The following is a 24380-nucleotide window of genomic DNA, read 5'->3' as shown; positions in this document are numbered from 1 at the left end:
CTTATATCACCTTACACATTACAATATAATCGGCAAGCAAAAAATCTCCTATGGACAAATATGAGAAAATGTCCAAAAAGGTAACACTTTTCAAAATGTGTTACCTTTCCCATCAATTTTTACCTAATAAACTCTTTCTGCTACTTCTATATTTTTCTTTTTTTCGTTTTCTTTTAAATATGTATAATTCATAATTATTTACCTATGATATATATAATAATTATATATTTTTCAAATATATTTTTATGTGGTAAAATTTTCTTGTTTCAAATAAGGAGGACAATATGAAAAAGGATTATAGTAAATTGTGGACATTATTTAAATCCATGTTCGTCTTAAGTGCCTGTACCTTTGGCGGAGGATTTGTAATTGTATCACTTATGAAAAAGAAATATGTAGAAGAGTTAGGTTGGTTAGAGGAAGATGAAATGCTCGATGTAACAGCAATCACGCAATCTTCTCCCGGACCGCTGCCGGTAAATGCTTCGGTTATTATCGGTTATCGTATCGCCGGAGTGGTTGGCTCCCTTGTTGCTATTTTAGGAACCATTCTTCCTCCGATGATCATCATTTCCATCATTTCTATGTTTTACGATCAATTCCGTACCAATCCCTACATCAGCATCGCTTTGCAGGTCATGCGTGCCGGTGTGGCAGCCGTTATTTTCGATGTTGTTATCAATTTGGCAAAAAATGTTTTCCACACCAAGCGCATGCTTTATATCGCTATGATGGTCCTTGCCTTTATCGCTACCTATCTATTGGATATCAGTGCAATGATCATCATTCTCATCTGCTTAGGCATCGGTATCATCGACTGCATCAAGCAAACATTCCAAAACAGAAAGGCAGGGACAAGCAATGCTGCTCATTAAACTATTTATCGCCTTCATTCAGGTAGGCTTATTCAGTGTCGGAGGAGGCTATGCCGCTATTCCCTTGATACAGGAACAAATCGTTAATATCTACGGATTGATGACCTTAGGAGAGTTTTCCGATTTAATCACCGTTGCGGAAATGACACCGGGTCCGATTTCCATCAACTCCGCCACCTTTGTCGGTATGCGCATTGCCGGTATTCCTGGCGTACTGCTATGCACCTTAGGCTGTATCATTCCTTCCTTTATCATCTGCTTAACACTCGCTCATTTTTATTATAAATATCGTAATGTTAATGGAGTGCAGATTGTCTTAGGTGCCATGCGTCCGGCAGTAGTAGCCCTTATCGCTTCGGCAGGTGCTTCCATTCTTTTATTGGGTATCTTCCAAGCTGAACTAGGTGATATCGTTCTCAGCAATATTCGTTGGGTAGAAGTTTTAATCTTTGCTGTTTCCTTATATATTTTACGAAAATATAAAGCCAATGCGATTGCCATCATTTTAGGAAGCGGTTTGATTGGAACACTGATTTATGTATTATTAGGAGCTGTTTAACAGCAGGAAGCAGGGATACTATGACTTTACGCCATTTAATGATTTTTACCGCTGTTGTTGATCATGGAGGAATGAGCAAAGCCGCTCATAGCCTACATATTTCTCAACCAAGTGTTAGTCAGGCAATTTCAGAACTTGAGCATTTCTATGGTGTCAAGCTATTTGAACGTCTTTCAAAAAAGCTCTATTTAACAAATGAGGGAAAGCTGCTGCTTTCCTTTTCCCGTCATATCTTGGACTCCTATAAGCAAATGGAGGAAGCTATGCATCAAGCAAGCGAAAAAACACATATTCAAATCGGCTGCAGTGTTTCTATCGGTACCTGCTTAATCAACGATATCCTACACACTGCCGAAGATAAGCTCCCCCAATGCAGTTTTGAAGTTACCGTAACCAATTCCTCCAATATCGAACAGGCTCTTTTAAACAATCAAGTCGATATTGGGCTTATCGAGGGTACCATCAACAACGAACAGCTCATTGCATTGCCCTTTTGTGAAGATGAACTTGTGCTTGTATGTGGTAAGAATCACCCTCTTGCAAATCACACGACACTCTCCCTTGCCATGCTTGACGGACAAAACTATGTGAGTCGCGAAAGTGGAAGTGCCGATAAAAACCAATATGAGAAGCTATTAGAAGAACACAAGATCAAACTGCATCGCAGCTTTTGTGCTACCAGTACCGAAGCAATTAAAAATGCTGTTATCGCCGGCAGAGGTATTGCTATATTTTCCAAACGCATGGTAGAGGAAGAAGTAAAAAACGGAGTGTTATCGATCTTATCCATCGAAAACCTCTCCGTTATACGCAGCTTTCATTTTGTTGTTCATAAAAATAAATATATGTCAGAGCCATTAACAAAGCTGCAACAGCTATGTTTAGAAGGCAACTATTGATTCTTAAAATTTCTCAACAAAGCAAATGCCAAACGCCTCCGGTCCAACATGTGTACCAATTGTCGGTCCGATTTGTTGGCGTTTTTTTATTTGATAATTTTCTTTTATCAGCTTCGCTTCCAGTTTTTCACAGTTGCTTGTTCCATAAGTAAACAAGGAATACAGTGGATAAGCTTCATGCAGCTCATATTCAGCTAATTTCTTCATTAAGAAAGAGATTGCTCGCTGTGTTCCCGGTCGCTTACCAACCACTTCCACCTTTCCCTCAGCACTTACCGTAATCAAAGGCTTAAGACTTGCCATCTCCCCAATTGCAGCCGCCGTCTTAGAAACACGTCCTCCTCGGCATAAGTATTCCAAGGTATCCACTGCGGCTAAGATTTTGATATGCTTTTTCATTTCTTCTAAATATTCCACAATTTCTGTAATATTGTTTCCAGCAGCTACCATACCTTTTGCCGCTTCCACTAACATACGAGTACCTACCGTAGCCGATAGGGAATCAATTAAATAAATTCCATCGTATTCAACTATACTTTTCGCTAAAACAGCACTTTGATAGGTTCCACTCAATGCACTCGATAACAAGATGCACAACAGCGTATCGCCCTGCTCTTTTGCCTTTTCAAAGATCTCCACAAAATCCTGCGGTGATGGCTGTGAGGTTTTGGGAAACTCTGTACTTGTTGTTAATAACTCATAAAACTCATCACGAAATAAATCAACACCATCATAATAGCTTTGATTTCCGATTGTTACTTGAAGCGGCACCAAACTGATATTACATGCTTCCAATTCCTCCTGCATCAAGTCTGCTGAAGAATCCACCACTAAACGTATCATCGTATTTCCTCCCTTGCAATTTGTGCAATCAACTGAAAGAGCTTTAAAGCTTCTTTCGCATTTTCCGTTCCTACACGCTCAATCAAGCAATCCACAATGTGTAGGATTCGCGCATGCTCTTGTTCATATAAAGAGATATGAGCCTCGTTGAGATGAACGAAAATCTGTCGTTTATCCTTGTGTGAACGAACACGATGAATCAGTTCCTTTTCCTCCATCGATGTCAAGGTACGATTCATTTGTGATTTCAGCATTCCGATTGCTTGGCAAAGCGTCGTTGCTGTAATATCCTCTGCTTGATGATGATACAAATAACGATAAATCAATATCTCATTCAGCGGCATACCGGATACGATCTTCTCATTATCAATCACAAGTGTAAGCTGTAACCACGCATCTAACAAATCTTCATTAAAACCAGCCATAGTGCTCCTCCTTATTTTTCATTCACTTTGTTAATGGTTCATATTGTAAACTATAATAAAAGGATTGTCAATACCTCGTTCATTCAAAGTATTTTTCTTGATATTACACAATAAGCTTATAAATAACAAAAGAGACCCCTAAGGATCTCTTTACTCACTATTAAATATCTTCTTTAGCGATAGCTAATAATCTCTTATGACGTTTAATAGCGTCTTTCTTTGTTTTCTCGAACATTTCGTATGCAGTTTCACCCTTCAACTTAGGTAACTGGCTATAACGAGTTTCGCTCATCATGAAGTCTAACATCTTATCGAAGTCAGGTTCCTTAGAATCGATTGTCAAAGGAGTTTCTTTTCTTGGATCGTAACGATACAAGTCTAGGTAACCACACTCAACAGCTTTTGCCTGTGTTTTCTGGTGATTAGCAAGTCCGCCCTTGATACCGTGTTCAGCACATGGAGAGTAAGCAAGAATCAAAGATGGTCCGTTATAGCTTTCTGCTTCCTTGATAGCCTTCAATGTCTGAGCCTTGTTAGCACCCATAGAGATAGATGCTACATATACATGACCGTATGCCATAGCAATCTGTCCAAGATCTTTCTTAGCAGTTGTCTTACCACCGGCAGCAAACTTCGCAATAGAAGCAGCCTGGCTAGATTTAGATGACTGACCACCTGTGTTAGAGTAAACTTCTGTATCAAGTACAAGTACATTAACGTTCAAGTCATTTGCCAATACGTGGTCTAATCCACCGTAACCGATGTCATAAGCCCAACCGTCTCCACCGACGATCCATACAGATTTGCTGATAAGATCTTCTTCAGCAAGTTCTTTTACATCAGCGATATCAGATTTAGCAGCAAGTTCTTTAATTGTTGGAGCAACTTCTCTTTCTGCTTCACGATCACCGTGTACTTCAATATATTTAGCGAATGCATCTTTCAATGCAGGTTCAACATTTTCCATGTTGTCCTCCATTGTTTTCAAGATTCTAGCTTCTTTGTAGTTCTGAGCAAGTGCCATACCATATCCAAATTCAGCATTATCTTCAAACAAAGAGTTTGCCCAAGCAACACCTTCGCCATTAGCATCATTTACGAATGGAGTAGATGGTGTAGATGAACAGTAAATCATTGAGCAGCCTGTTGCGTTTGCTACTAACATATCTCTACCGAATAACTGAGAAACAAGCTTGTAGTATGGAGTTTCTCCACAACCCGGACAAGAACCGGATACTTCAAAGTAAGGCATCAAGAACTGAGAACCCTTTACAGTATCTTTAGGGAAATACTCTGTCTTGTATTCAACCTGCTTGAACAAGTAATCAGCAAGTGGTTCTTCACCAAGTTTTTCATTGATATCAACCATTTCAAGTGCCTTATTACCTGCTTTACCAGGACATTCAACAGCACATAAGCCACAGCCTACACAGTTAGCAGGAGTAACCTGAATACGATATTTCAAGTTTTCTACACCCTTGCCCATAGCCTGTAGAGTTTCAAATTCCATAGGAGCGTTAGCAACTTCTTCATCTGTCAATAAGAACGGACGAATGGTAGCATGTGGACAAACAAAGCTACAAATACCACACTGGATACAGTTTTCTGCATGCCAAGTAGGTACCTGAACAGCGATGGTACGTTTTTCATTAAATGCAACATTGTTGCGGATAGATCCATCAAGTAGGAAATCTCCGGCAAATGCAGATACCGGCATATCATAACCTTCAAGACCGTTGATAACAGCTACATGGTTATCGAAATACTCATCACCAGTTAGTGTACGAGCTGCATCGTATGGAAGTTCAGCCCATGTTGGGTCGATAGCAACCTCTTCAATTCCAGCTTTACCGGCATCGATTGCCTTGTAGTTCAATTCAACAACAGCATCACCCTTCTTAGAGTAAGATTTCTTAGCAGCAGCCTTCATTAGATCAACTGCAGTATCATAAGGCATGATCTGTTCGTTCAATGCAAAGAATGCAGACTGTAGAATGGTATTTGTTCTACGTCCCATACCGATTTCAGCAGCAATCTTTGTAGCGTTGATGATATAAAGCTTAGCTTCCTTCTTCGCCAACTGTGCCTTCATACGATTTGGCATATGTTCAACGATTTCTTCTTTAGAGAATGTTGTATTCAACAAGAAAGAACCGCCTTTTTTCAAGTTTCTTACCATGTCATATTTGAACATGTAAGCATCTAATGAACAAGAGATGAAGTCAGCGTTGTCGATGTAGTAAGTTGAACGGATTGGAGAGTTTCCAAAACGCAAGTGAGAACGTGTAACACCACCGGCTTTTTTAGAGTCATAAGCAAAGTAAGCCTGTGCATACTGATCTGTGTTATCACCGATAATCTTAACAGTTGATTTGTTAGCAGATACCGTACCATCAGATCCAAGTCCCCAGAACAAGCAGCTTGTGTAGTCTGCCGGAACTGTGAATGAAGAATCCGCATCTAAACTTAGATTTGTAACATCATCGTTGATACCGATTGTGAAAGAGTTCTTCATAACATCTTTCTTCAATTCATCAAATACGGCTTTGATGTGATATGGCTGTGTATCCTTAGATCCTAGACCATAACGTCCGCCGATGATTTCGATATCTTTATCTTTCAATGCAGAAAGGATATCCAAATATAGTGGTTCACCTAAAGAACCGGTTTCTTTTGTACGGTCAAGTACCGCAATTTTCTTCACTGTTTCTGGAAGAACTGCAAGTAAATATTTTACAGAGAATGGACGATACAAGTGAACCTTGATCATACCAACCTTTTCTCCGGCAGCTGTAAGTGCATCGATCGTTTCCTTAGCAGCTTCGGTTACAGAACCCATTGCAACGATAACACGTTCTGCATCGCTTGCACCATAGTATGTAAATGGAGCGTATTCACGTCCAGTAATTTTTGAGATTTCCTTCATATAACCGGCAACGATATCCGGAATTGCATCAAAGTGCTTGTTACGAGCTTCCATACCCTGGAAGAAGATATCATCGTTTTCCGCACCACCGCGTGTAACCGGATTTGTATGTGGGTTCAAAGCATTCTTGCGGAAATTTGCAAGTGCTTCCTTATCAATTAAATCTTTGAATACTTCTGTATCCAAAACCTCGATTTTCTGAATTTCGTGAGATGTACGGAATCCATCGAAGAAGTGAATAAACGGTACACTTCCCTTTAATGCAGCCAAATGTGCAACACCAGCTAAGTCCATAGCTTCCTGTACGGAGTGGCTAGCCAGCATACAAACACCGGACTGACGTACGGAATAAACATCTTCATGATCACCGAAGATATTCAATGCTCTGGTTGCAAGTGCACGAGCAGCTACGTGGATAACACCCGGCAAGCATTCACCAACCATTTTGTAAATGTTTGGAATCATCAACAGCAAGCCCTGAGATGCTGTAAATGTAGTAGCCAGTGTTCCTGCCTGTAAAGCACCATGTACGGCACCGGCAGCTCCACCCTCTGATTGAAGCTCCGCAACCTTTACCACACTGCCGAAAATATTTTTACGACCTTGGGTAGCCCATTGATCCACAACTTCAGCCATTGGTGAAGATGGAGTAATTGGATAAATCGCAGATAGTTCGGTAAAAGCATACGCGCAATGAGCAGCGGCTGTATTACCGTCCATTGACATAAATTTCTTAGTCATTTGTTTTCCTCCTTGATTACGATACTACTTTATTATAGAACGAAACTATTGTTTTTTCTAGCTGTTTTCTTGATTTTTATGCTGAAAAACTATGTTTTTTTAATATTTTTGTACTACATTTCTTTTCTTACAATACTTTCTTATTTTATGAAAGAAAGTGATAATGCAATGTAACAAAATCAGCTTTTTTCAACCATAGAAAAACACGAATATTTTATCTCTTCATTTTCTCCCTATATCCTTCGTTTCTATACGTTTGTTTTTCGTATTTTATCTATGATACTTTCTTTCGATAGCATCTTCCAACCGACAAATGTTCCTAAAATTCCAACAAAAAGAACTACACCCGTAATCACAATCATTTGCCAAATATTTATCGTAAATCCCGCACTGCTAGTAAATGTCCTCATCATATACAAAATCATATTTAAAAGGATTGCAATCGGAAGTGCGATTATTAATGCTTTTACAACATCTATGATAAACTGTATAATCATTATTTATATTGTTCTGATTCCATATAAAATACCACATTAAAGACCCTATAAAGCTAAGCTTCTCACTTTCTTCATAGGGTCCTCTATTTTTTATAGATTTTTAATAGCTGCTTATCTTGTTTTTATACTATTCAATTACGACTCGTATTGGTGTAGAGCTTCTTTTTATCACAGATGCTATCGGTGTATTGATAATCAGCATCGTATTCACTGCCGTTGCATTGATTTCAATGTTTCCTTGTGCGGACTCACTTCCATCATTTGCCCGATAGCTGACTTCGTAATCGCTGGTAACCTCACCTACCTGATATGATCCAAATGGTAAATCATACACCGTAAATTGATAATTATTATTCGGTTCTAACGTAATCGTTTGTTGATAATCCCCACCGGATAGCACGACCGTAAAAACCTCTCCGTTTTGCGGAACAGATAAAGAACCGTTGGCATCACGAATACGCTTTGAAATCGACAAGGTTCCTTTACCATCATTCGCCTGTGTATTGATGATTCCGATGACCTGCGTAGATCCGGCAGTTGCCTCAAAGATTGCTTCCTCCATTAGCTGTGCACTGTTAATCAAATACTTCACCGAATATGGCGAACCACCGCTTTCTTGCACCTGATAACGCCCACTTGGCAAGGTTCGAATACTTTGATGCCAGCTGTTTTCCACATTCAACTCATACGTTTCTGATACATCGTTATCTAAGCCGGTAATCGTAAAGGAATATACATCAGGAGCGGTTGGCGGCAGATAATTGCCGTCTGCATCTAGCATATATTTAAATACTTCAATCGTATTGCGATTGCCACGCAGTTCGTTGATCACATCAACATGATGACTGACATTGGGTGCCATACCAATGGTCGCACTTGCCTGCTGCGGACCGTTGTTAATGCGATAGGTTGTCAAATATGCCGCATTTTGAATTTCCAAAATACCATATTGTCCATCTGGCAAGCCTTCCACCAATGCTTCAAAATCATTTCCGTTATTAAGCGGCACAAGTCGTTCATATTCTTCACTGAAAACACGTACGACAAATTCATCTCCATCTGCCGGTTTCATTATGCTTCCATCGGCATTTTGAATATGCTTTGTAAGCGTCAAATGACCGCTATCCCGCATGCGTGAATTTAAAATTTGAACACGATGTGCTCCATGATCCAGCTCTACTACCGCACGCTCTTGCTCCTGCCCATCATCAAGGATATAGCTGACATCATAATCCAAATCGCTAACTTCTTTTATCTCATAGCTTCCCTGTGGCAAATGCTCTAGGGTTTGTTGCCAATGGTTTTGACGATTTAAGGTAAGTGTTTGAAATAGCTGTGCTTCTTGATAAACTTCCACTTGAAAGCTCTCTTCCAACTGCGGTGCAACCAAATTCCCATTTGCGGCACGAATGCGCTTGCGAATGGATAAGGAAGCGTCGCCATTGCTTTCTTCATTGATCACCAAAACATGATGCGCATTATTCTCTACACTTATTTCCGCATGCTCGCTCTCTTTTTCACCATTGACAATATAGGACACCCTTTGCGTCGCTCCGATTTCCTCTATGGCATACAAGCCATTGGCTAAATCCTCAATTTTAGCACTCCATTGATTTTCCTTATCTAGCGTAATTACCCGCTGAAAGCCCGGTTTATGCACATAGATAAGAGCGGTAAAGTCATCTTGCGGACGCTTTAAACCCTGTGCGGTCCGAATCATTTTTTCAATCTGTAAGCTACCTAGGCTTTGCTGCTCACTTGCATTGATAACCTCCATACTGTGCATACCATCATGCACCAAAATGACACCATGATCCTTTTCACTTCCATGATCGGCAATATAACTTACCTTGCCCTGTGCATCAATCTCATCAACAACATACCAACCGGTATTCAGATCTTCAAAAACAATCTGCCAATCATTTTCCTTACTCAAGGTTACAAGCTCGTAAAAGCCGGGGCTGGTAACACGCAAGCGAATACGCATATCCTCATTAGGTGTATGGAAATTTCCTTCACTATCTCGCATACGTTTTTGAATCCGTAAGCCATTTACCACTTTTTTATATTCGTTGATGATTTGCACCTGATGCGAGGTTCCATCGACATGCACAACCGCTCGATTGACCTCACTTCCTCCATCAATAATAAAGCTTACATCTGCATCAGTATCAATTTCGCTGATTACATAATCCCCACTTGCCAAATCACTTAAAACCGTTTGCCACTGATTTGCGGCATCTAAGCTAACCGTTTGGCGATACCCCGGGCGACTAATCAAAAAAGTAAAGCGATCACTATCTTGCGGCGTATGCAGCTGATCGTTTTCACGAAGCTTTTTTTGTAACACGATACTCCCCATCTTTTCCTCTACGGTATTGATGATATGCACCGTATTGGCATTATCCGCTACATGAACGATCCCCTGCTTATTTAAAGCAGCATTGTTTACAATATAGGCTGTTGTTTCATCGCTATTCTCCTCTACGACCTCATAGGTTCCCCTTGCTAAGTTTGAGATATTGGCATAAAAACCATTATCCGCATATAAAAGAGTGCGTATGGTTTCCTGCTCACCGATGAGTTGAACATAGTATTGTGCGTCTTGTGGCGGATAGTGATAGCGATCCTGCTCTTTGATCAGCTTACTGATTTCAATACTGCCCATAGCACACATAGCTTCGTTGATACCGGTAATACACATATCTGCTTCTAAATGAATACAGGCTTGCTCACAAAGCTCTTCACAAACCATATACTGCACCCCAGCGAATTGCTCATGTGGAAGTTGGGTGATTTCATAATCTCCATAAGGAAGCTCGATGGATTTTGACCAATCATTTTCCGCATCTAGCACCACACGCTTTATTTTCTGTCCTTGCTTCGTAATTTCCATTAGAAAGCTAAGATCGCCTTGCGGCTTTTCCATTGTCCCATCACATGCTTGCACACATACTCCAAGATGCAGGACAGCCTTTGGCATTTCATTGATTACATCAATAGAAATCGGATCACCGCATGCCTCAAAGCAAGCCTTTTTACGCAATTCTCCCTGATTGATGCAATATTTAGCCTGTCCATTACATTCCTTTAGCTCATAGCTGCCTTCCTCAAGCATAAAACAAGCTTTGAAATCTTGATTGGCACATAGCTGAAAGCTCTTTTCCCAATCCTTTGCACAAAGCACCATGTCATAGCAGGCATCATGGAAAGGTTTCCTTCTGCCTTCATCATCTTGCAGCCACTTCTGAACAAAAAGCTCACTTTGACGCTTTTCTTTCCGCATCACACAGACCTCAACATCTTCTCCCTGCAATTCAATACATACGTGCTGATCGAAGCATTGTCCATGCATCGTAAAGCAAATATCATCATCACCCTCTACCAAGTAGCTATCCGGCTGTAAGTCGCATAGACTTGCTTGAAAATGATGTGTAGCATCAAGTGTAATAGTTTCACAAAAGGCTTTGCTTTGTACTTGAAAACAGAGTGGATCAGTTGCACAATTGGTATCCGCAATAAAATGCAAGCTACCTCTTGGACATGGATAATTTACAATGGTTACATACACATCTTCATCACCGACATCAATGCATGCCCGCTCGTATGGCAAATCGTTGATGAGATAGCGCACCGCATGATTTCCGCATTCCCAAATTTCATAATGATCTCTTGGCATATCAAATAAATGGATCGTAAAATCATTTTCATCACATAGCGTTAACTTTTGCTTAAAACTTTCACTTTCGATCATGACCTCAAAAGTATCATGCGATGATGGACGACGCAAATCGCCATACGCATCACAAACCATTTTACGAATCTCAATACCGGCCAAAGCGTGCTCCTCATTCACAATTTCAATTTCCGTTTCTTCCCCGTTGTATAAGAAATAGCCGTCCTCTTGGCAGCTTCCGTTCACATAATAGCTTACATTTCCTTGCGCATGCAGCTCCTTTATCTCATAGTGTTGTTTTCTTAAATCACAAAGTGAAATCGCAAAATTGTTTTCCGCATTCAGTTCGTAGATTTCATGGGTCTTTTTCCCCTTCAACAAAATGTGATAGCATTGGGAAGCATCTGGCAGCTTCCACTGCTTTCCATCGCAGATCTTCTTACAAATATGCAGTGGCTTTGCGGTTTTCTCCATATTGATGATATCAATATGAATATCCTGCTTAGCAAGCGTGAAGCAAGCTCTTTCGACCTCACTTCCATCAATTTGATAGCGTACCTGTTCTCCACCACCTTGTTCTACGATTTCATACGCACCCTTTGGTAAATCATCAAAATATACACAGAAATCGTTTTGTTGATCCAATGTATACTCCTGCATACCGGCATCATTGCAAAGCGCAAAACAATAGGTGCTATCTGTCGTTGGAAGCACAAGCTGTCCTTGATCGTTTTCGACATATTTCGTAACGATGACATTTCCGCTGCAATCGTTTTCCTCGTTGATGATAACAACACTTTCGTCCTCGCTGCCCATGCGCAGCTTTCCGAAACTGTCAAGCCTTCCTTGTATATAATAGCTGACGCGATATCCGAAATTATCCTTTTGAATGATGCGATACTTGCCACAACATACATCATCTAACGCAAAGCACCAATCATTATCCCTACATAAGCATGCCTGATAACAGCCTTCTTTTCCTTCTACAAGCACCTCAAAGCGTGCATCGCATGGTGGCTCAATGATTTCGCCATCACAGTTCTTTACGACTGCCTTTAGTGTAATGGTTCCCATTTCTGCTGCATGATTGATAATAACCACCTCTTGATTACAGTTTTTCAAACATACACATGCCTCCTTACAAGGCTGATGGTTTACAATATAGCTGATATCGTTGTTTTCACAGCCAACCTCTTCCACTTGATAGCAGCCTTCTCGCAAGCCCTCTAGTTGAAGCTGCCAATTGTTAGATGCCTTCAAGCAATAGGTTTCGGAAAAATCTTCCCCATGCACCCAAACCTTGAATACCTCATCACCTGCCGGTTTTACCAGCTGAGCGGACAATGTTTCTACAAACTTGGATATACGCAAAGAATATGTTTCCCTGCATGGAAGGGCATTGATGATTTTTACTTCATGCTCGAAGCAATTATCAATCACAAAACGTCCGTTGCTTTTCAGCCTGCCGCAATCAATCTGATAGCCGGTTTCAAAGTCGCACTGCACTTCCTCACGTATTTCATAACTGCCAAAACGTAAATCATCGAAACAAACCGTAAAGTTATTTTCAGCCTTCAGCTCAAAGCATTGACGCATAAAATAGGAGCTGAGGGTTGCGCGAAAGACGCTGTCTTTGCTTGGCTGTAATAAATTTCCCTGTGCATCACGGATATATTTGCTAATGCATACACTGCCACGATTTTTTGCCTCGTTGATAATCGAAACACAAATGCCATGCTCCCCATCATAACAAAATTCGGCACTTGTCTTTTCCAAGCCGCCATTAATGCTGTAGCTTGTAACAAAGTCCTCGCAACCGATTTCCTCTACGCAATACTCTCCCGGACATACATTTGCTAAGTCCACACAGAAATTATTATTGGCATTTAGATAAAAGGCATCGCAGGTACCACAGCCTCTTACCTGTACTTTATATTGATATTCCTCACTTGGACGTACAAGGCGACCGCCTCCACTACGAATGTATTTACAAATACGAAGGGAGGAAAAACTTGGCTGTGCTTGCTTATCACATGGTGATTCAATTACTACGATATCATCACAGCCTCCTTCACAAAGCTCTATGCAAGCTCGCTTGCTTTCCGGCTCATCATTTACCAAATAACTGATGTTTGATGCCATGGCTTGCTCACAAAGCTCATAGCAGCCTGCATCAAGACCTTGGATTTGCACACAGAAATCATTTTCATCACAAAAGCATAGGCTGTTTTGCCCTCGCTCACTTATCAACAACATTTCTATAGTTTCACCATATGGCTTACAAAGTTCTCCATAAGCATTGCGCACATAACGCGATATTTGAAATTGGGTGTGCATCGCTTTCGCATTGATGATTTCTACTGTATGCTCTCCCTTTGTTAACATGAAACATTGGGTTGAAACAAGCGGTTCGCCATCAAGATAAAAGCAAGGTTGATAGCTTCCGTTTGTGCGCTCCTCAATTTGATATTCTCCCACCTTCAAGCCTTGGATCTGCTCGCAAAATTGATTTTCTTCGTGCAGTGTAAAGAAGTAATTTGATCCATCGGTATGGGTAAGACGTATAAAGAATTCCATATCGTTGAGTGGCTGACAGCATGTTCCATCAATAAGACGCAAACTTTTCGTTAAGGTAAGAGAGGCATACGCTTCATGGCAGTATACCATGCGTACACAAATCTTTTTTTCTTCCCCTCCTTGGACGATTGCAGCATCAGCTTCCTGCTTTTCGTCATTTACATAGTAAGTTATCTTTTCGATGGCTGTTCCATCTGCATCAACCAACTGTATTCGTATAGGACACATACAATCGTCTATACATAAACGACCACAACCCTGTTGCATTGAAAGCTCATATTGCCTGCATTCTCCTGTTGCTTCCCACAGCTTGATAAACATTGGTGTATTTTCATCATGATACTTCCCCTCATCATCTACCTCTTCCACAAGAATGTCGATGCTTGGGCATTCTTTTTGCGGCTCTGTAGGAATCGTTGCAAGAAAACTTACATGAGGCATGCCGGCAAAGACTTTCGTTAAGTGTTTGCTCATTTTGATCCTCCTTCATATATAAGCCTATTCTTTTCTTATACATTCTAGTATATGAGCCCACAACGAAATTGTGTTATAAAAAAAAGAAAAGCCCTTATTTATGAAAACAAAGGCTCTACCATAATTCGTATTTCTCTTTTGGAAGGCTTGCTGCTGACATGAACTCGTACTGCGATTGCCTGTTTACGATAATAAAAGCACAACGTATAGGTATTGCATTCAACCTCCATCAAATCCCTCCTATGCTACGATATGCATATATCCTCATCGTATGCACATGCCATCAGCATATAATATACAACAAGCAATACAGACATAATGATGCCGTATACAAGAGAATACAGCACACTGCCCCATTGACTGACATCTTTAAACGCATAGACCGCCATAGCGATTCCATCTGCAAATGGATTGGCATTGACCATGATATCGTGCACGCTCATATACGGAACAAAGCTCATCGGTATATGAAATAGCATTTCCTTTCCGAAAGCAAACACTACTGCCACAAATGCCAATAAGATCAATGCATAGAAGCAAATCTGATATTGCTTTGCCAGCTTTACCAATCCGTCCTTCAAAATACGTAGTGGATTTCTTTTACCGTCCAAAATTTCAAAACAGCAAAACAGCTGCCATGGAAGATAAGCAAGGGTAAGGAGGATACACAATGCCGTTAATATATAAAATAAGAAATTCTTACTTAAATCACCGGCAATCTGCATCGTTATATAATGACACCCCATCATCAAAATATAGAAGATCGTCTGCACACCGAAATACGGAAGCAGATAACGCTTGATGCTTAAGGTCATGGTGTTGCCGCGCTTTTTATTTAAAAACTGAAAAAAGACAATCAACCAAACAAAGCCAAACCATAGAATCAAGAAATATAAAGCAGAATAATAAATCAGTGGATCGCCCATATACATCAATGTTTGGACAAAGGATAGCATAACACAGTAAATTACACTGGGAATAACGATCAACAACCAAAGCTTAAGTGGTTTTTCTTGTAAGTGAATCATAGTTAAAAATTCATTTATTTTTTTCATCACAGCACACCTCCTCTAAAAATCGAGTGCCACTTGGCATACACATATAATGCTCACTTTCATAAGCTCTCGCACTTATGCAATACACCGGTAACAGCAACACATAAACAACACTGTAATAGACCATATTCAACAGCGTAATTTGCACAACTGCCAACGGACTGATGAAAAAGGCCCGTAAAATCCCGGGAATAATTGCTCCCGCATAATAAGCAGAGCCTAAGATGCTTACTGTCAGCTTCGGTACAAGCAACTGTCCTGCCATATACCATAAAATCAAGAAAATACTTGCCACAAGCAGCTCCTTGGCATGTTCCTTCATAATATACAAACTACCGCTAAACAGCTGTAAAAAATTGACTCCGTCATAAATTCCATAAGCAACCAAAGCATTGTAAATCGTAAAGAAAGCATAAATCAATGCATAAACAATCAAATACAGCCATTGTATGCGAAAGAAAAGCGAACATACCAGTGAAAAGGTAATTTGCAGCATTGCCAATAAAAAACCGACTATGATCATAAGTGGTGCTTTTTTACACGCATAAACAAGATCCGCCTTGCCGAAGGTTTGCTTGCGAATGGCTTTTACAAACAAGAACAGCACTGTGTCCATCATTACCATATTCAACAAGGAACAAATAAACGATATAATGATATACGCTGTCCCTGCCGTATCCATCAATAACTGAAGTCCCTCGGTGTAAAGCATAATAAACATAGAAACAAAAAACAAAGCGGCATACATACGCCAGCCACGCTTCTTTAAAATATCCTTTGTATGATAAAAAACAACCTGCATGGTTTGCATTGTCAATCACTCCTCATATCTTTCAAAATTATATCATATTCCCAAAGAAAAAGGCAGTCATGCTTGTTCTTTATGTGCACCTACTGCCGCATATTGTTTAAAATATTTGCATATTTTTTTACGACCTAAGCATTTTAAAGCAATCGTCGTATCATCTTTTAAAACAATATTCAAGATATCCATATCTCGTTTTGCTTTTTCCAGTTGCCAGTCTTTGACATCATTCCAAAACAATACATAGCATTCATCTTTCCCATTGTTTAAATAAAACACTGCATAGGTATCAAAAAATTCTACCAGTATCGTATTCTTGATAAATAAGAGGTAATAAAGGAAAAGACCTACCAGCACGATTCCAAATACATAATAGCTTGTAAACAGCAGCGCAATACCGATGACCAAAAACGTCAGTAACAAACCATAGGGCTTTGTTTTAATTTCTCCGCGTTTTTCTCCTGTTTTCGGAAGATTCCTTATTTTTAAGATTTTGCTGCGAACTCGCATTCTATTCACCTTCTTACTTTAAAAGTATTATATCGGAATTTTTTTTATATTCAACAATATCACATAATTCCACTTATTTCTTCAATGATATCCCACTTTTCCTGTATAATAATCATGTATAATACTATAAGAGGTGAATGGTATGAGTTCTATGATCGATTCTATCAATGCATTTGGACGAGAGGATTTTTTTACCTATGGTTTATTTAATTCCATTCTTATGATCCTTTTGTTTTTAGGCATTGCCTATATTTTAAGACGTATGATCCAACGCTACGTCAAGCGCAAGCAATTTTCTAATGAAGCCTTTATCATGCGCATGGTGCGTATTGTAATTTATACACTAGCGTCCTATGCCTGCCTTTCTTTGTTTAAGCCATTTGATTCTATTCTTGGCAAGTTATGGGGAAGTGCCGGTATTTTAGCGGTTGTTTTCGGTTTGGCAGCGCAAGAAAGCTTGGGCAATATGGTCAATGGTATTCTGATTTCTACCTTCAAGCCGTTTCACATCGGTGATCTTGTCAAGGTGGATAATGGAGAGTATGAAGGCTATGTGGTTGATATTTCCTTACGTCATACCGTCATACAAACATACGAAAATACACGCATCCTCATTCCCAACAGTGTAATGAATAAAGCGGTATTGGAGAATATAAGCTTAAGCTCCTCCAATGCCAACTTTCTTTTCTTACAAATCAGCTATGAAAGCGACTTAGATAAAGCCATGCAAATTATTCGTGAGGAAGCAGAAAAGCACCCGCATTATATGGATATACGAAATGCTGAGGAAATTGCTGCCGATATGCCCAATATCGTCATACGTGTCATTGACTTTATGGATAGCGGTATCCAACTGCGTGCTACCATTCCCTCTCGAAGCAAGGCCGAGGGATTCGCAATGCTTTCCGATTTGCGTATATCCATAAAGAAGCGCTTTGATGCCGAGGGAATCGAATTCCCATATCCACATCGCACCATTGTATATAAGAAAGAAGAAATTTAATAAACCAAGGCTGCATAATTGCAGCTTTTTTATCTCAAAAGCATAAAAAAGGAAGAAAGCTATCCTTTCTTCACCTTTTTACGTTTTCCTTCTCGTCCTGTTGTATTTCGTTTTTTACGCTCATCACGACGTTTTCTGTTTTTTTCATTTTTCATCTTGTTACGAGTATTTTTTTCCTTACCGGCATTTTTTCGCTTAGGAGCATGATCGATTTCTACACTTACTTCTCTGCCGCGAATATGCGCACGCTGCATATTGCTTAATACCAAATCGACCTTTGCCGCATCGACATCAACCAATGAGAAATTGGAACGCACATCAATACGACCGATTGCCTTTGAAGAAATTCCACACTCCTCACTAATTGCCGCAACGATATTACCGGTTTTTACACCATCTTGCTTACCAATGCTGAATTTCAGGGTAACTGCCTCAAAGTCAGCCGCATAGCGTTTCACATGCTCCTCTTCTTCAATATCAATAATTTCGTTTTTATAAGTCATAGAAATTAAAGCAGAGATAATATTTTCCACCGCAATTCCTTCCGCCAACAATTCGTTAGCGATTTCCATGCTTTCATCAGTAACTCCTTCATCGCAAGCCAGCTTCACACCTTCAATATATGCTTTGCGGTTATGCGCCTGCATTTGTGCTGAAGTCGGAAGGGCATGATGCTTAATGTTGGTTTTCGTATAACGCATGATATTCTTTAATTCACTTCGCTGTCTGCCTCCGCTAATCAACGTAATGGCCAAGCCTTTTTTCCCCGCACGACCGGTTCGTCCGATGCGATGGATATAATACTCATTATCTTGGGGAATATCAAAGTTAATGACCAAATCGACATCATCAACATCAATACCACGAGCTGCAACATCGGTCGCAATTAAGATTGGCATACTGCCGCTTCGAAACTGCTCCATGACACGACTTCGAAATTCTTGCTTCATATCACCATGCAATGCGCAAGCCTTGATATCATGCTTATTCAATTCGCCTTGTAGCTCATCTACCATTTTTTTCGTATTCGCAAAAATCATACATAGCTCAGGATCATAGTGATTCAACAATACCCTTAAGGCATTGGCTTTCTTTCCACGCGGAACCTCATAATAGAGCTGCTCTACCGTATCAATGGTACGCTGTGCAGATTTGATTTCAACCGTTACCGGATCGTTTTGAAATTCTTTGGCAATTCGCATGATTTCACTTGGCCATGTGGCAGAGAATAAAATCGTTTGATAGCTGCGCTCACTTGGCATCAAAGATAAAATCTCTTCAATATCCTCTTTAAAGCCCATATTTAGCATCTCGTCTGCTTCATCTAAAATAACCATTCGAATATCGGATAGCTTTAGCGTTCTACGACGCAAATGATCCATGATTCGTCCCGGTGTTCCTACTACAATCCCACAGCCACGCTTTAATAATTGAATTTGACGTTCAATCGGCTGTCCGCCGTAAATCGGAACGATTTTCACGCCTTCCTTATATTTGGAAAACTTACGCAATTCCATTGCGACTTGAGTTACCAGCTCTCTGGTAGGACAAATAATCAAGGCATTCGCATATTTGTCCTGCGGCTGTACCATTTCTATTGCCGGAATACCGAAGGCGGCAGTTTTTCCGGTACCGGTGTTGCTTCTTCCCAGTACATCTTTTCCTTCCATAATATAGGGAATGGCTTTTGCCTGAATTTCCGTTGCTTGTTCATAGCCCATTTCGCTTACCGCACGCAAAATCGCTTCACTGATATGTAATTCATTAAATGTTGTCATTGTTACCTGCTTTCTTTTTGTTTATAAAATAACTTGTTTAGTTTACCACACAGCCAAGATAGCGTCAATCACTTTCCAAAACGAAATAAAGCCCTCTTTCAAGGGCTTCATCTCGATTCGGGATAGAATGACGTTGCATACAGATGAGGGAAGTATCTGTATGTGGCAACTGCTGCCTTTCTTATTCTATCGTTATTTGCTTTCAAAAGTTGTCAAATTTTGTCAGCTGTCTTGCTTTTTTATATATGGCTTTAAAAAATCCTGTAACTTATCATAACGAACAAATTGAACCCCCTGCTCCTCATAAGCAATATGATAAGACTGTGTACTGTCATAGATGACATCATAGCGATTATCTTTGACATAGATTGCCGTTAACTCCACCTTGTAGCGTGTCGGATTCCCATTTACGATACGATTTTCATAAGCGTAATGGGTGCTGACATACAATGGGTGATCAATTCCTTCGATTTGAATTTCGCCGGCTTCTATATCTGCTAAAAACAAATCACAAGTCGTAAGCTCAATGTATTTCCCCGGAAACATTTGCTTGGCACTTGCAAGTACATCTTCTGCATTTAAGCCTGTTAATCGCATATAAATTCCTCCCGAAAATAGGCAATCCCCTTTGCTATCCCTTCATCATTGTTCGTTGCGGTAACAAAATCCGCATGCTTCTTGACACTATCCAAAGCATTTTCCATGGCAATCGCTTTGCCACAAGCATCAAGCATCGCAATATCATTTTCACCATCACCAAAGGCCAATATCTCATCAAAGGTAATACCGCTTGCTTCACAAAAGGCAGATAAGCCACTTGCTTTGGTAACTCCCTTAGGCATGACCTCCAGCCATCGCTTTGTTGTAAGTCCCAACCAATAGCTGTCCTTAAAATCATGTTTTGCCTGTTCCATTATCGCAGCTACTCTTTGCGAATCGAAATGTGTTACGCATATCTTATTGAAAATCACATCAATTTCACTTTCATCTTGGATATAACGCTGGTGTGGATACCCTTCACGCATATCGGATAAAACCGAAAAAGCACCTGCCGTCCATGGAAAATCCTTTGGTATCTTATGTTCCTTGCGATAATGCTTCTTATATTCATAAATTTCTTCTGTCATATAACAAAGCAAACCATCGTCCATATTTCCGATAACTTCCATGCCTTTATTCTTGAAGTAGGCAAATAAATCTTTGCATTCCGACAAAGAGAAGCTAGCCAATCGTTTACGTTGATCTTGCTTAACATCATAAAGTGCAATTCCATTGACCTCTACCAAATATCCACCATAACGATCCATTTCCAATTCCTTGGCATATTTCATCAAGCGCCGATAGCTTCTGCCACTTGATAATACCAAACGAACCCCTTGCTTTTCTAATGCAATAAGTGTTTGTTTGGTTTGCGGCATGATTTCATCATTGGAATTCAGCAATGTACCGTCCATATCCATCGCAATTGCTTTTATCATCTAGCATCACCCTTTTAACCAGCAACATTATAGCATCTCAAAGATAAAATTTGAAGTTATCCATTACGTGTTTTGTGATATACTTTTTATGGTGATTTTATGAACATAACAAAAACAAATGCCATGCGCATATTGGATAAAGCAAAATTAGAATATGAAGTTTTGACTTATGAGCATCAAGGGGAAGCGGTTGATGGCTTGCAGGTAGCAGCTAAGCTGCATCAACAGCCTCAGCAGGTTTTTAAAACCTTGGTATTAACCTCAAATACAAGGCATTATTATGTTTTTATGGTTCCTGTCGATTGTGAACTTGACCTAAAGAAATGTGCAAGATGTGTCAATGAAAAAAGTCTTGAAATGATTCATGTTAAGAATCTGCTTTCTATCAGTGGATATATTCGCGGAGGCTGTTCTCCAATCGGCATGAAGAAAGCCTATCCAACCGTACTGCATGAATCCGCATTACGATTTGATAAAATTTATTTCAGCGGTGGTAAGATAGGGATACAGATTGCCATGTCTCCTGTTTTGCTATTGGAATTTATACATGCCAAAACAGCGGATATTGTGTAAGCGTTAATAAAAAGTGGATTGAACCAGCACTAACTACGCTGAATACCTTCCACTTTTTCATATTCCAAAAGAAACTATATGACAAATTCATTCATAACCCACATCACAGTTTCCATCTGCATGCGGATATTTTTTCTAATATCGTTTTATGCATCCATTCGCCTAAAGGTTTCAACAATTCATCGAACTCCATATGATTCAGTTCGCCATCGTTGCACGGCTTAGCTTTATCCCAGATTTTTCCAATCTGTTCCTATCTATATAATGGTACTGCATTAACATATTTTTGATACATAATATGTGCGATATTGCTAGTAGATCTATAAGGAAAAGGTATAACTGGTTTTGGCATAATTCTTTTACGACAACCTTTGCTGTTTTTTTACTTTATGCAATACTTTTTGAACATTCATAAAACATCCTCCTCAATCTACAGTAAAATAATTTTATATTTACTCTACTATTTGGGAGGTAATCATGAACATTACAATCTACTGGTTATTTTGCAGTTGTAGAAATCCATCCCATGTCAATGTTCTTTTCTTACTTTCAATAAAATCTAATCTGCATGAATCAATTCAGCAATTGTACTCTAAACTTCCAACCTCGAATTTTTTCTAAAATCATTAGATTAAAACCTGTAAACATAAAAATATGACTCAACTTCCAAATCATAGCAAAATTCTTCACAAATTCTCGACTATTTTCAACAAAACCATCACTCTTTCCTATAAAATTCATCCCATAACTTGCTATTATTAAAATTTTGATGACTATCTGAATACATTTTTCTTTTTTTCTTTAAGTCATCAAAATTACCTATAACTTTTGCAGGATTACCACCAACAATAGTTCCTTCTGGAACATCTTTAACCACCAAAGACTCAGCAGCAATTATACTATTAGGTCCAATTTTTACATTCGGTAAAATCCTAGTACCCGCGCCAATAAAAACATTGTCTAAAATTTCAATACACCCTTCATATTCTTTATATGTACGTTTCCCTTCTTGTCCATCAAATACAAAATGAATAATATCATGTGCAGTAAATTCTACATTTGATGCAATTGCAACATTATTGTGAATCTTAATATTTTTTGAATCTGTTGGATATTTACGGGGTTGATAGTGAACATGTTCACCAATATATGCGAATTTATTATGTTTTTTCAACCATTTAATTCTGCCTTGTGCTGTCGGAATTAAATAAAATCTAATTCTTTCCATAAATTCAATTGTTGCTTTTAACAAATACCTTTTTCTAACTTTTAATTTTTTACTCATAAATTACCTCGAAATTTTTTGAAAATCATTTTTATTAATTCTTGATTAAAAAAGAAAGATATAATTACGGCAATCAAAATATTAAATATATCTAACACTAGAATTTTGCAAAAACAAATAAAACACATCATTATCAATAATGCTATTGCTCCAATAAATTTATATAAATCGTATTCGATTTTTTGAAAATCGCGAACTTTTATCATACGGTATGATGCAAGGAAAAAATAACTAATCAAAGTTGATATCGAAGCCGCATATACTCCAATTTTTTTTATTAAAGCAAAATTTATAAAAGCATTTATTAAAGCAGCAATTAATGTTGTATAACCAATTTCTTTTGTTCTTTTATACGCAATATATATTCCACCAATATATGACGATATACTACTAAAAAAAGCTGCTAAAAATAAAATTGGAATATGATTATAAGAAGATTGATAATTACCTTTAATTAAAATTTTAAATAAAAGAGGTGTTGCAGCAATCGTAAATGAGAGAATTCCTACTAATACTCCAAATGTTAAAGAGAACATTTTACTATAATATAAATCAGAATCAGAATCATCAATTGCTAAACTTGCATTTTCTTGCCAAGCCATATTAAAAGTTCCCTGAACAAGACTAAATAAATTAGGAATTTTATTGGCTACAGCGTATACAGCATTAGAAGAAACACCTAGAAACAGGCTAATAATTACTCTATCAGATAACTGCATAACCCAAGAAGATAATGAGTTTGGAATTAGTGGCCAAGAATAGGATAATAATTCTAAAATTACTTTCTTTGACCTTCTTGAATATTTGAAATATTTTAAAATATTCAACTCCATTGTAATATAGATTGAAGCAACAAAACATGATAAAATCAATGCACATATCAATCCATTCAATGAAAATTCTAAATAAACAACAAATAACAAAATTGAAAAAAATTCAATAACGGTACAAACGATAACACTAGTTGAATACACTTTATTCTTTGATAATCCTCTAGCTATCTGTTGAACTGTATTAAAATAAGTATCTATAAAATAATATAAAACTATTAAAACTCTTAATATAAAAGGAACTTTAATTAAAAAAAGAAACAGTACACCTAATCCTATTGATGAGGATATAAATGTAAATAGTAAAATATTCGATATTATTATTTCACAATAATCTTTATTCTCCCTATTATTTAATAAAAATCTAAATGCAGCAGATTGCATTTGTAAAGTAACAAGTGGTAGGAAAAATGAGACCATTGTTGTAATTAAATCATAGGTTCCAAATTCCTCCTGTGATAAATAAAAGGTTATAATCGGCAATGTAAACAAACTAAAAAATCTTGGTAAAACTTTCCCCAATCCTAACACAAAAATATTTTTCAATAAGTTTTTTTCTCTACTCATTATT

19 protein-coding genes are annotated in these 24380 nt (G+C 38.6%); 5 read left to right on the top strand and 14 right to left on the bottom strand.

Annotated elements, in window-relative coordinates:
* The first annotated feature begins 284 nt into the window (after window positions 1–284).
* The 3 genes from EUBDOL_RS07965 to EUBDOL_RS07955 are packed head-to-tail and all read left to right on the top strand — an operon-like array spanning window position 285 to window position 2333.
* Complete coding sequence (locus EUBDOL_RS07965; protein ID WP_004800419.1) at window positions 285–875, top strand: chromate transporter; 591 nt, start codon at window positions 285–287, stop codon at window positions 873–875.
* Complete coding sequence (locus tag EUBDOL_RS07960; RefSeq protein ID WP_004800418.1) at window positions 862–1434, top strand: chromate transporter; 573 nt, start codon at window positions 862–864, stop codon at window positions 1432–1434. The genes EUBDOL_RS07965 and EUBDOL_RS07960 overlap by 14 nt, the downstream gene beginning before the upstream one ends.
* A gap of 20 nt (window positions 1435–1454) precedes the next feature.
* The gene (locus EUBDOL_RS07955; protein ID WP_022420324.1) at window positions 1455–2333 is read left to right on the top strand and encodes a LysR family transcriptional regulator; all 879 of its coding nucleotides are present in this window, start codon (window positions 1455–1457) and stop codon (window positions 2331–2333) included.
* A gap of 3 nt (window positions 2334–2336) precedes the next feature.
* Here the strand turns inward: EUBDOL_RS07955 and EUBDOL_RS07950 are convergent, their stop codons facing one another.
* The 9 genes from EUBDOL_RS07950 to EUBDOL_RS07915 form a co-directional block, all read right to left on the bottom strand.
* On the bottom strand, window positions 2337–3176 hold the full coding sequence (locus tag EUBDOL_RS07950; protein ID WP_004800416.1) for a DegV family protein: 840 nt from the start codon (window positions 3174–3176) through the stop codon (window positions 2337–2339).
* Complete coding sequence (locus EUBDOL_RS07945) at window positions 3173–3601, bottom strand: MarR family winged helix-turn-helix transcriptional regulator (RefSeq protein ID WP_004800415.1); 429 nt, start codon at window positions 3599–3601, stop codon at window positions 3173–3175. Before EUBDOL_RS07945 ends, EUBDOL_RS07950 begins: the two co-directional genes overlap by 4 nt.
* A gap of 160 nt (window positions 3602–3761) precedes the next feature.
* Window positions 3762–7268: a pyruvate:ferredoxin (flavodoxin) oxidoreductase gene (nifJ, locus tag EUBDOL_RS07940; protein ID WP_004800414.1), complete on the bottom strand. Its 3507-nt coding sequence runs from the start codon at window positions 7266–7268 to the stop codon at window positions 3762–3764.
* A gap of 248 nt (window positions 7269–7516) precedes the next feature.
* Entirely contained in the window at window positions 7517–7765 is a 249-nt protein-coding gene (locus tag EUBDOL_RS07935; RefSeq protein ID WP_004800412.1) for a hypothetical protein, read from the bottom strand.
* A 127-nt stretch (window positions 7766–7892) separates the two neighbouring features.
* Window positions 7893–14492 carry an MSCRAMM family protein gene (locus tag EUBDOL_RS07930; RefSeq protein ID WP_004800411.1) on the bottom strand — a complete coding sequence of 2200 codons (6600 nt, stop codon included), beginning with the start codon at window positions 14490–14492 and terminating at the stop codon, window positions 7893–7895.
* 98 nt (window positions 14493–14590) lie between these two features.
* Window positions 14591–14722, bottom strand: coding sequence for a hypothetical protein (locus EUBDOL_RS11820; protein WP_004800410.1), 132 nt, complete (start codon window positions 14720–14722; stop codon window positions 14591–14593).
* 15 nt (window positions 14723–14737) lie between these two features.
* The gene (locus EUBDOL_RS07925) at window positions 14738–15547 is read right to left on the bottom strand and encodes a hypothetical protein (protein ID WP_004800408.1); all 810 of its coding nucleotides are present in this window, start codon (window positions 15545–15547) and stop codon (window positions 14738–14740) included.
* Window positions 15531–16358 (bottom strand): hypothetical protein, encoded by an 828-nt coding sequence (locus tag EUBDOL_RS07920; protein ID WP_004800406.1) that lies wholly within the window; start codon window positions 16356–16358, stop codon window positions 15531–15533. Before EUBDOL_RS07920 ends, EUBDOL_RS07925 begins: the two co-directional genes overlap by 17 nt.
* A gap of 57 nt (window positions 16359–16415) precedes the next feature.
* A complete protein-coding gene (locus EUBDOL_RS07915; protein ID WP_004800404.1) occupies window positions 16416–16862 on the bottom strand; it encodes a hypothetical protein in 447 nt (148 codons plus the stop codon).
* 142 nt (window positions 16863–17004) lie between these two features.
* Here EUBDOL_RS07915 and EUBDOL_RS07910 point away from each other — a divergent pair, with 142 nt between their 5' ends.
* Window positions 17005–17865: a mechanosensitive ion channel family protein gene (locus EUBDOL_RS07910; protein ID WP_040463646.1), complete on the top strand. Its 861-nt coding sequence runs from the start codon at window positions 17005–17007 to the stop codon at window positions 17863–17865.
* Window positions 17866–17924: 59 nt separating this feature from the next.
* Here EUBDOL_RS07910 and EUBDOL_RS07905 read toward each other — a convergent pair whose 3' ends face one another.
* The 3 genes from EUBDOL_RS07905 to EUBDOL_RS07895 all read right to left on the bottom strand — a co-directional run bounded on the left by EUBDOL_RS07905 (window position 17925) and on the right by EUBDOL_RS07895 (window position 21121).
* Window positions 17925–19643, bottom strand: a complete 1719-nt coding sequence (locus tag EUBDOL_RS07905) for a DEAD/DEAH box helicase (protein WP_004800400.1) — start codon at window positions 19641–19643, stop codon at window positions 17925–17927.
* 222 nt (window positions 19644–19865) lie between these two features.
* A complete protein-coding gene (locus EUBDOL_RS07900) occupies window positions 19866–20240 on the bottom strand; it encodes a hypothetical protein (RefSeq protein WP_004800398.1) in 375 nt (124 codons plus the stop codon).
* Window positions 20231–21121, bottom strand: a complete 891-nt coding sequence (locus tag EUBDOL_RS07895) for a Cof-type HAD-IIB family hydrolase (RefSeq protein ID WP_004800396.1) — start codon at window positions 21119–21121, stop codon at window positions 20231–20233. Before EUBDOL_RS07895 ends, EUBDOL_RS07900 begins: the two co-directional genes overlap by 10 nt.
* Window positions 21122–21220: 99 nt before the next feature.
* On the opposite strand from EUBDOL_RS07895, the gene ybaK reads away from it, so the two are divergent.
* The gene (gene ybaK / locus EUBDOL_RS07890; protein ID WP_004800394.1) at window positions 21221–21694 is read left to right on the top strand and encodes a Cys-tRNA(Pro) deacylase; all 474 of its coding nucleotides are present in this window, start codon (window positions 21221–21223) and stop codon (window positions 21692–21694) included.
* Window positions 21695–22412: 718 nt separating this feature from the next.
* Here the strand turns inward: ybaK and EUBDOL_RS07885 are convergent.
* Both EUBDOL_RS07885 and EUBDOL_RS07880 read right to left on the bottom strand, forming a co-directional pair.
* A complete protein-coding gene (locus tag EUBDOL_RS07885; RefSeq protein ID WP_004800390.1) occupies window positions 22413–22979 on the bottom strand; it encodes an acyltransferase in 567 nt (188 codons plus the stop codon).
* Window positions 22976–24376 carry an oligosaccharide flippase family protein gene (locus EUBDOL_RS07880; RefSeq protein WP_004800388.1) on the bottom strand — a complete coding sequence of 467 codons (1401 nt, stop codon included), beginning with the start codon at window positions 24374–24376 and terminating at the stop codon, window positions 22976–22978. The genes EUBDOL_RS07885 and EUBDOL_RS07880 overlap by 4 nt, the downstream gene beginning before the upstream one ends.
* Window positions 24377–24380: the final 4 nt, after the last annotated feature.

This window comes from Amedibacillus dolichus DSM 3991 (genome assembly GCF_000154285.1).
Taxonomy (GTDB): domain Bacteria; phylum Bacillota_I; class Bacilli_A; order Erysipelotrichales; family Erysipelotrichaceae; genus Amedibacillus; species Amedibacillus dolichus.
The sequence above is the reverse complement of the archived record's forward strand: the minus strand, read 5'-3'. Positions and strand labels throughout refer to the sequence as shown.

What these genes read in the sequence shown, in the direction of transcription:
- EUBDOL_RS07965 (WP_004800419.1), top strand. Translation starts at nt 285, where the DNA reads ATGAAAAAGGATTATAGTAAATTGTGGACATTATTTAAATCCATGTTC.
- EUBDOL_RS07960 (WP_004800418.1), top strand. Translation starts at nt 862, where the DNA reads ATGCTGCTCATTAAACTATTTATCGCCTTCATTCAGGTAGGCTTATTC.
- EUBDOL_RS07955 (WP_022420324.1), top strand. Translation starts at nt 1,455, where the DNA reads ATGACTTTACGCCATTTAATGATTTTTACCGCTGTTGTTGATCATGGA.
- EUBDOL_RS07950 (WP_004800416.1), bottom strand. Translation starts at nt 3,176, where the DNA reads ATGATACGTTTAGTGGTGGATTCTTCAGCAGACTTGATGCAGGAGGAA.
- EUBDOL_RS07945 (WP_004800415.1), bottom strand. Translation starts at nt 3,601, where the DNA reads ATGGCTGGTTTTAATGAAGATTTGTTAGATGCGTGGTTACAGCTTACA.
- nifJ (WP_004800414.1), bottom strand. Translation starts at nt 7,268, where the DNA reads ATGACTAAGAAATTTATGTCAATGGACGGTAATACAGCCGCTGCTCAT.
- EUBDOL_RS07935 (WP_004800412.1), bottom strand. Translation starts at nt 7,765, where the DNA reads ATGATTATACAGTTTATCATAGATGTTGTAAAAGCATTAATAATCGCA.
- EUBDOL_RS07930 (WP_004800411.1), bottom strand. Translation starts at nt 14,492, where the DNA reads ATGAGCAAACACTTAACGAAAGTCTTTGCCGGCATGCCTCATGTAAGT.
- EUBDOL_RS11820 (WP_004800410.1), bottom strand. Translation starts at nt 14,722, where the DNA reads ATGGAGGTTGAATGCAATACCTATACGTTGTGCTTTTATTATCGTAAA.
- EUBDOL_RS07925 (WP_004800408.1), bottom strand. Translation starts at nt 15,547, where the DNA reads ATGAAAAAAATAAATGAATTTTTAACTATGATTCACTTACAAGAAAAA.
- EUBDOL_RS07920 (WP_004800406.1), bottom strand. Translation starts at nt 16,358, where the DNA reads ATGCAAACCATGCAGGTTGTTTTTTATCATACAAAGGATATTTTAAAG.
- EUBDOL_RS07915 (WP_004800404.1), bottom strand. Translation starts at nt 16,862, where the DNA reads ATGCGAGTTCGCAGCAAAATCTTAAAAATAAGGAATCTTCCGAAAACA.
- EUBDOL_RS07910 (WP_040463646.1), top strand. Translation starts at nt 17,005, where the DNA reads ATGAGTTCTATGATCGATTCTATCAATGCATTTGGACGAGAGGATTTT.
- EUBDOL_RS07905 (WP_004800400.1), bottom strand. Translation starts at nt 19,643, where the DNA reads ATGACAACATTTAATGAATTACATATCAGTGAAGCGATTTTGCGTGCG.
- EUBDOL_RS07900 (WP_004800398.1), bottom strand. Translation starts at nt 20,240, where the DNA reads ATGCGATTAACAGGCTTAAATGCAGAAGATGTACTTGCAAGTGCCAAG.
- EUBDOL_RS07895 (WP_004800396.1), bottom strand. Translation starts at nt 21,121, where the DNA reads ATGATAAAAGCAATTGCGATGGATATGGACGGTACATTGCTGAATTCC.
- ybaK (WP_004800394.1), top strand. Translation starts at nt 21,221, where the DNA reads ATGAACATAACAAAAACAAATGCCATGCGCATATTGGATAAAGCAAAA.
- EUBDOL_RS07885 (WP_004800390.1), bottom strand. Translation starts at nt 22,979, where the DNA reads ATGAGTAAAAAATTAAAAGTTAGAAAAAGGTATTTGTTAAAAGCAACA.
- EUBDOL_RS07880 (WP_004800388.1), bottom strand. Translation starts at nt 24,376, where the DNA reads ATGAGTAGAGAAAAAAACTTATTGAAAAATATTTTTGTGTTAGGATTG.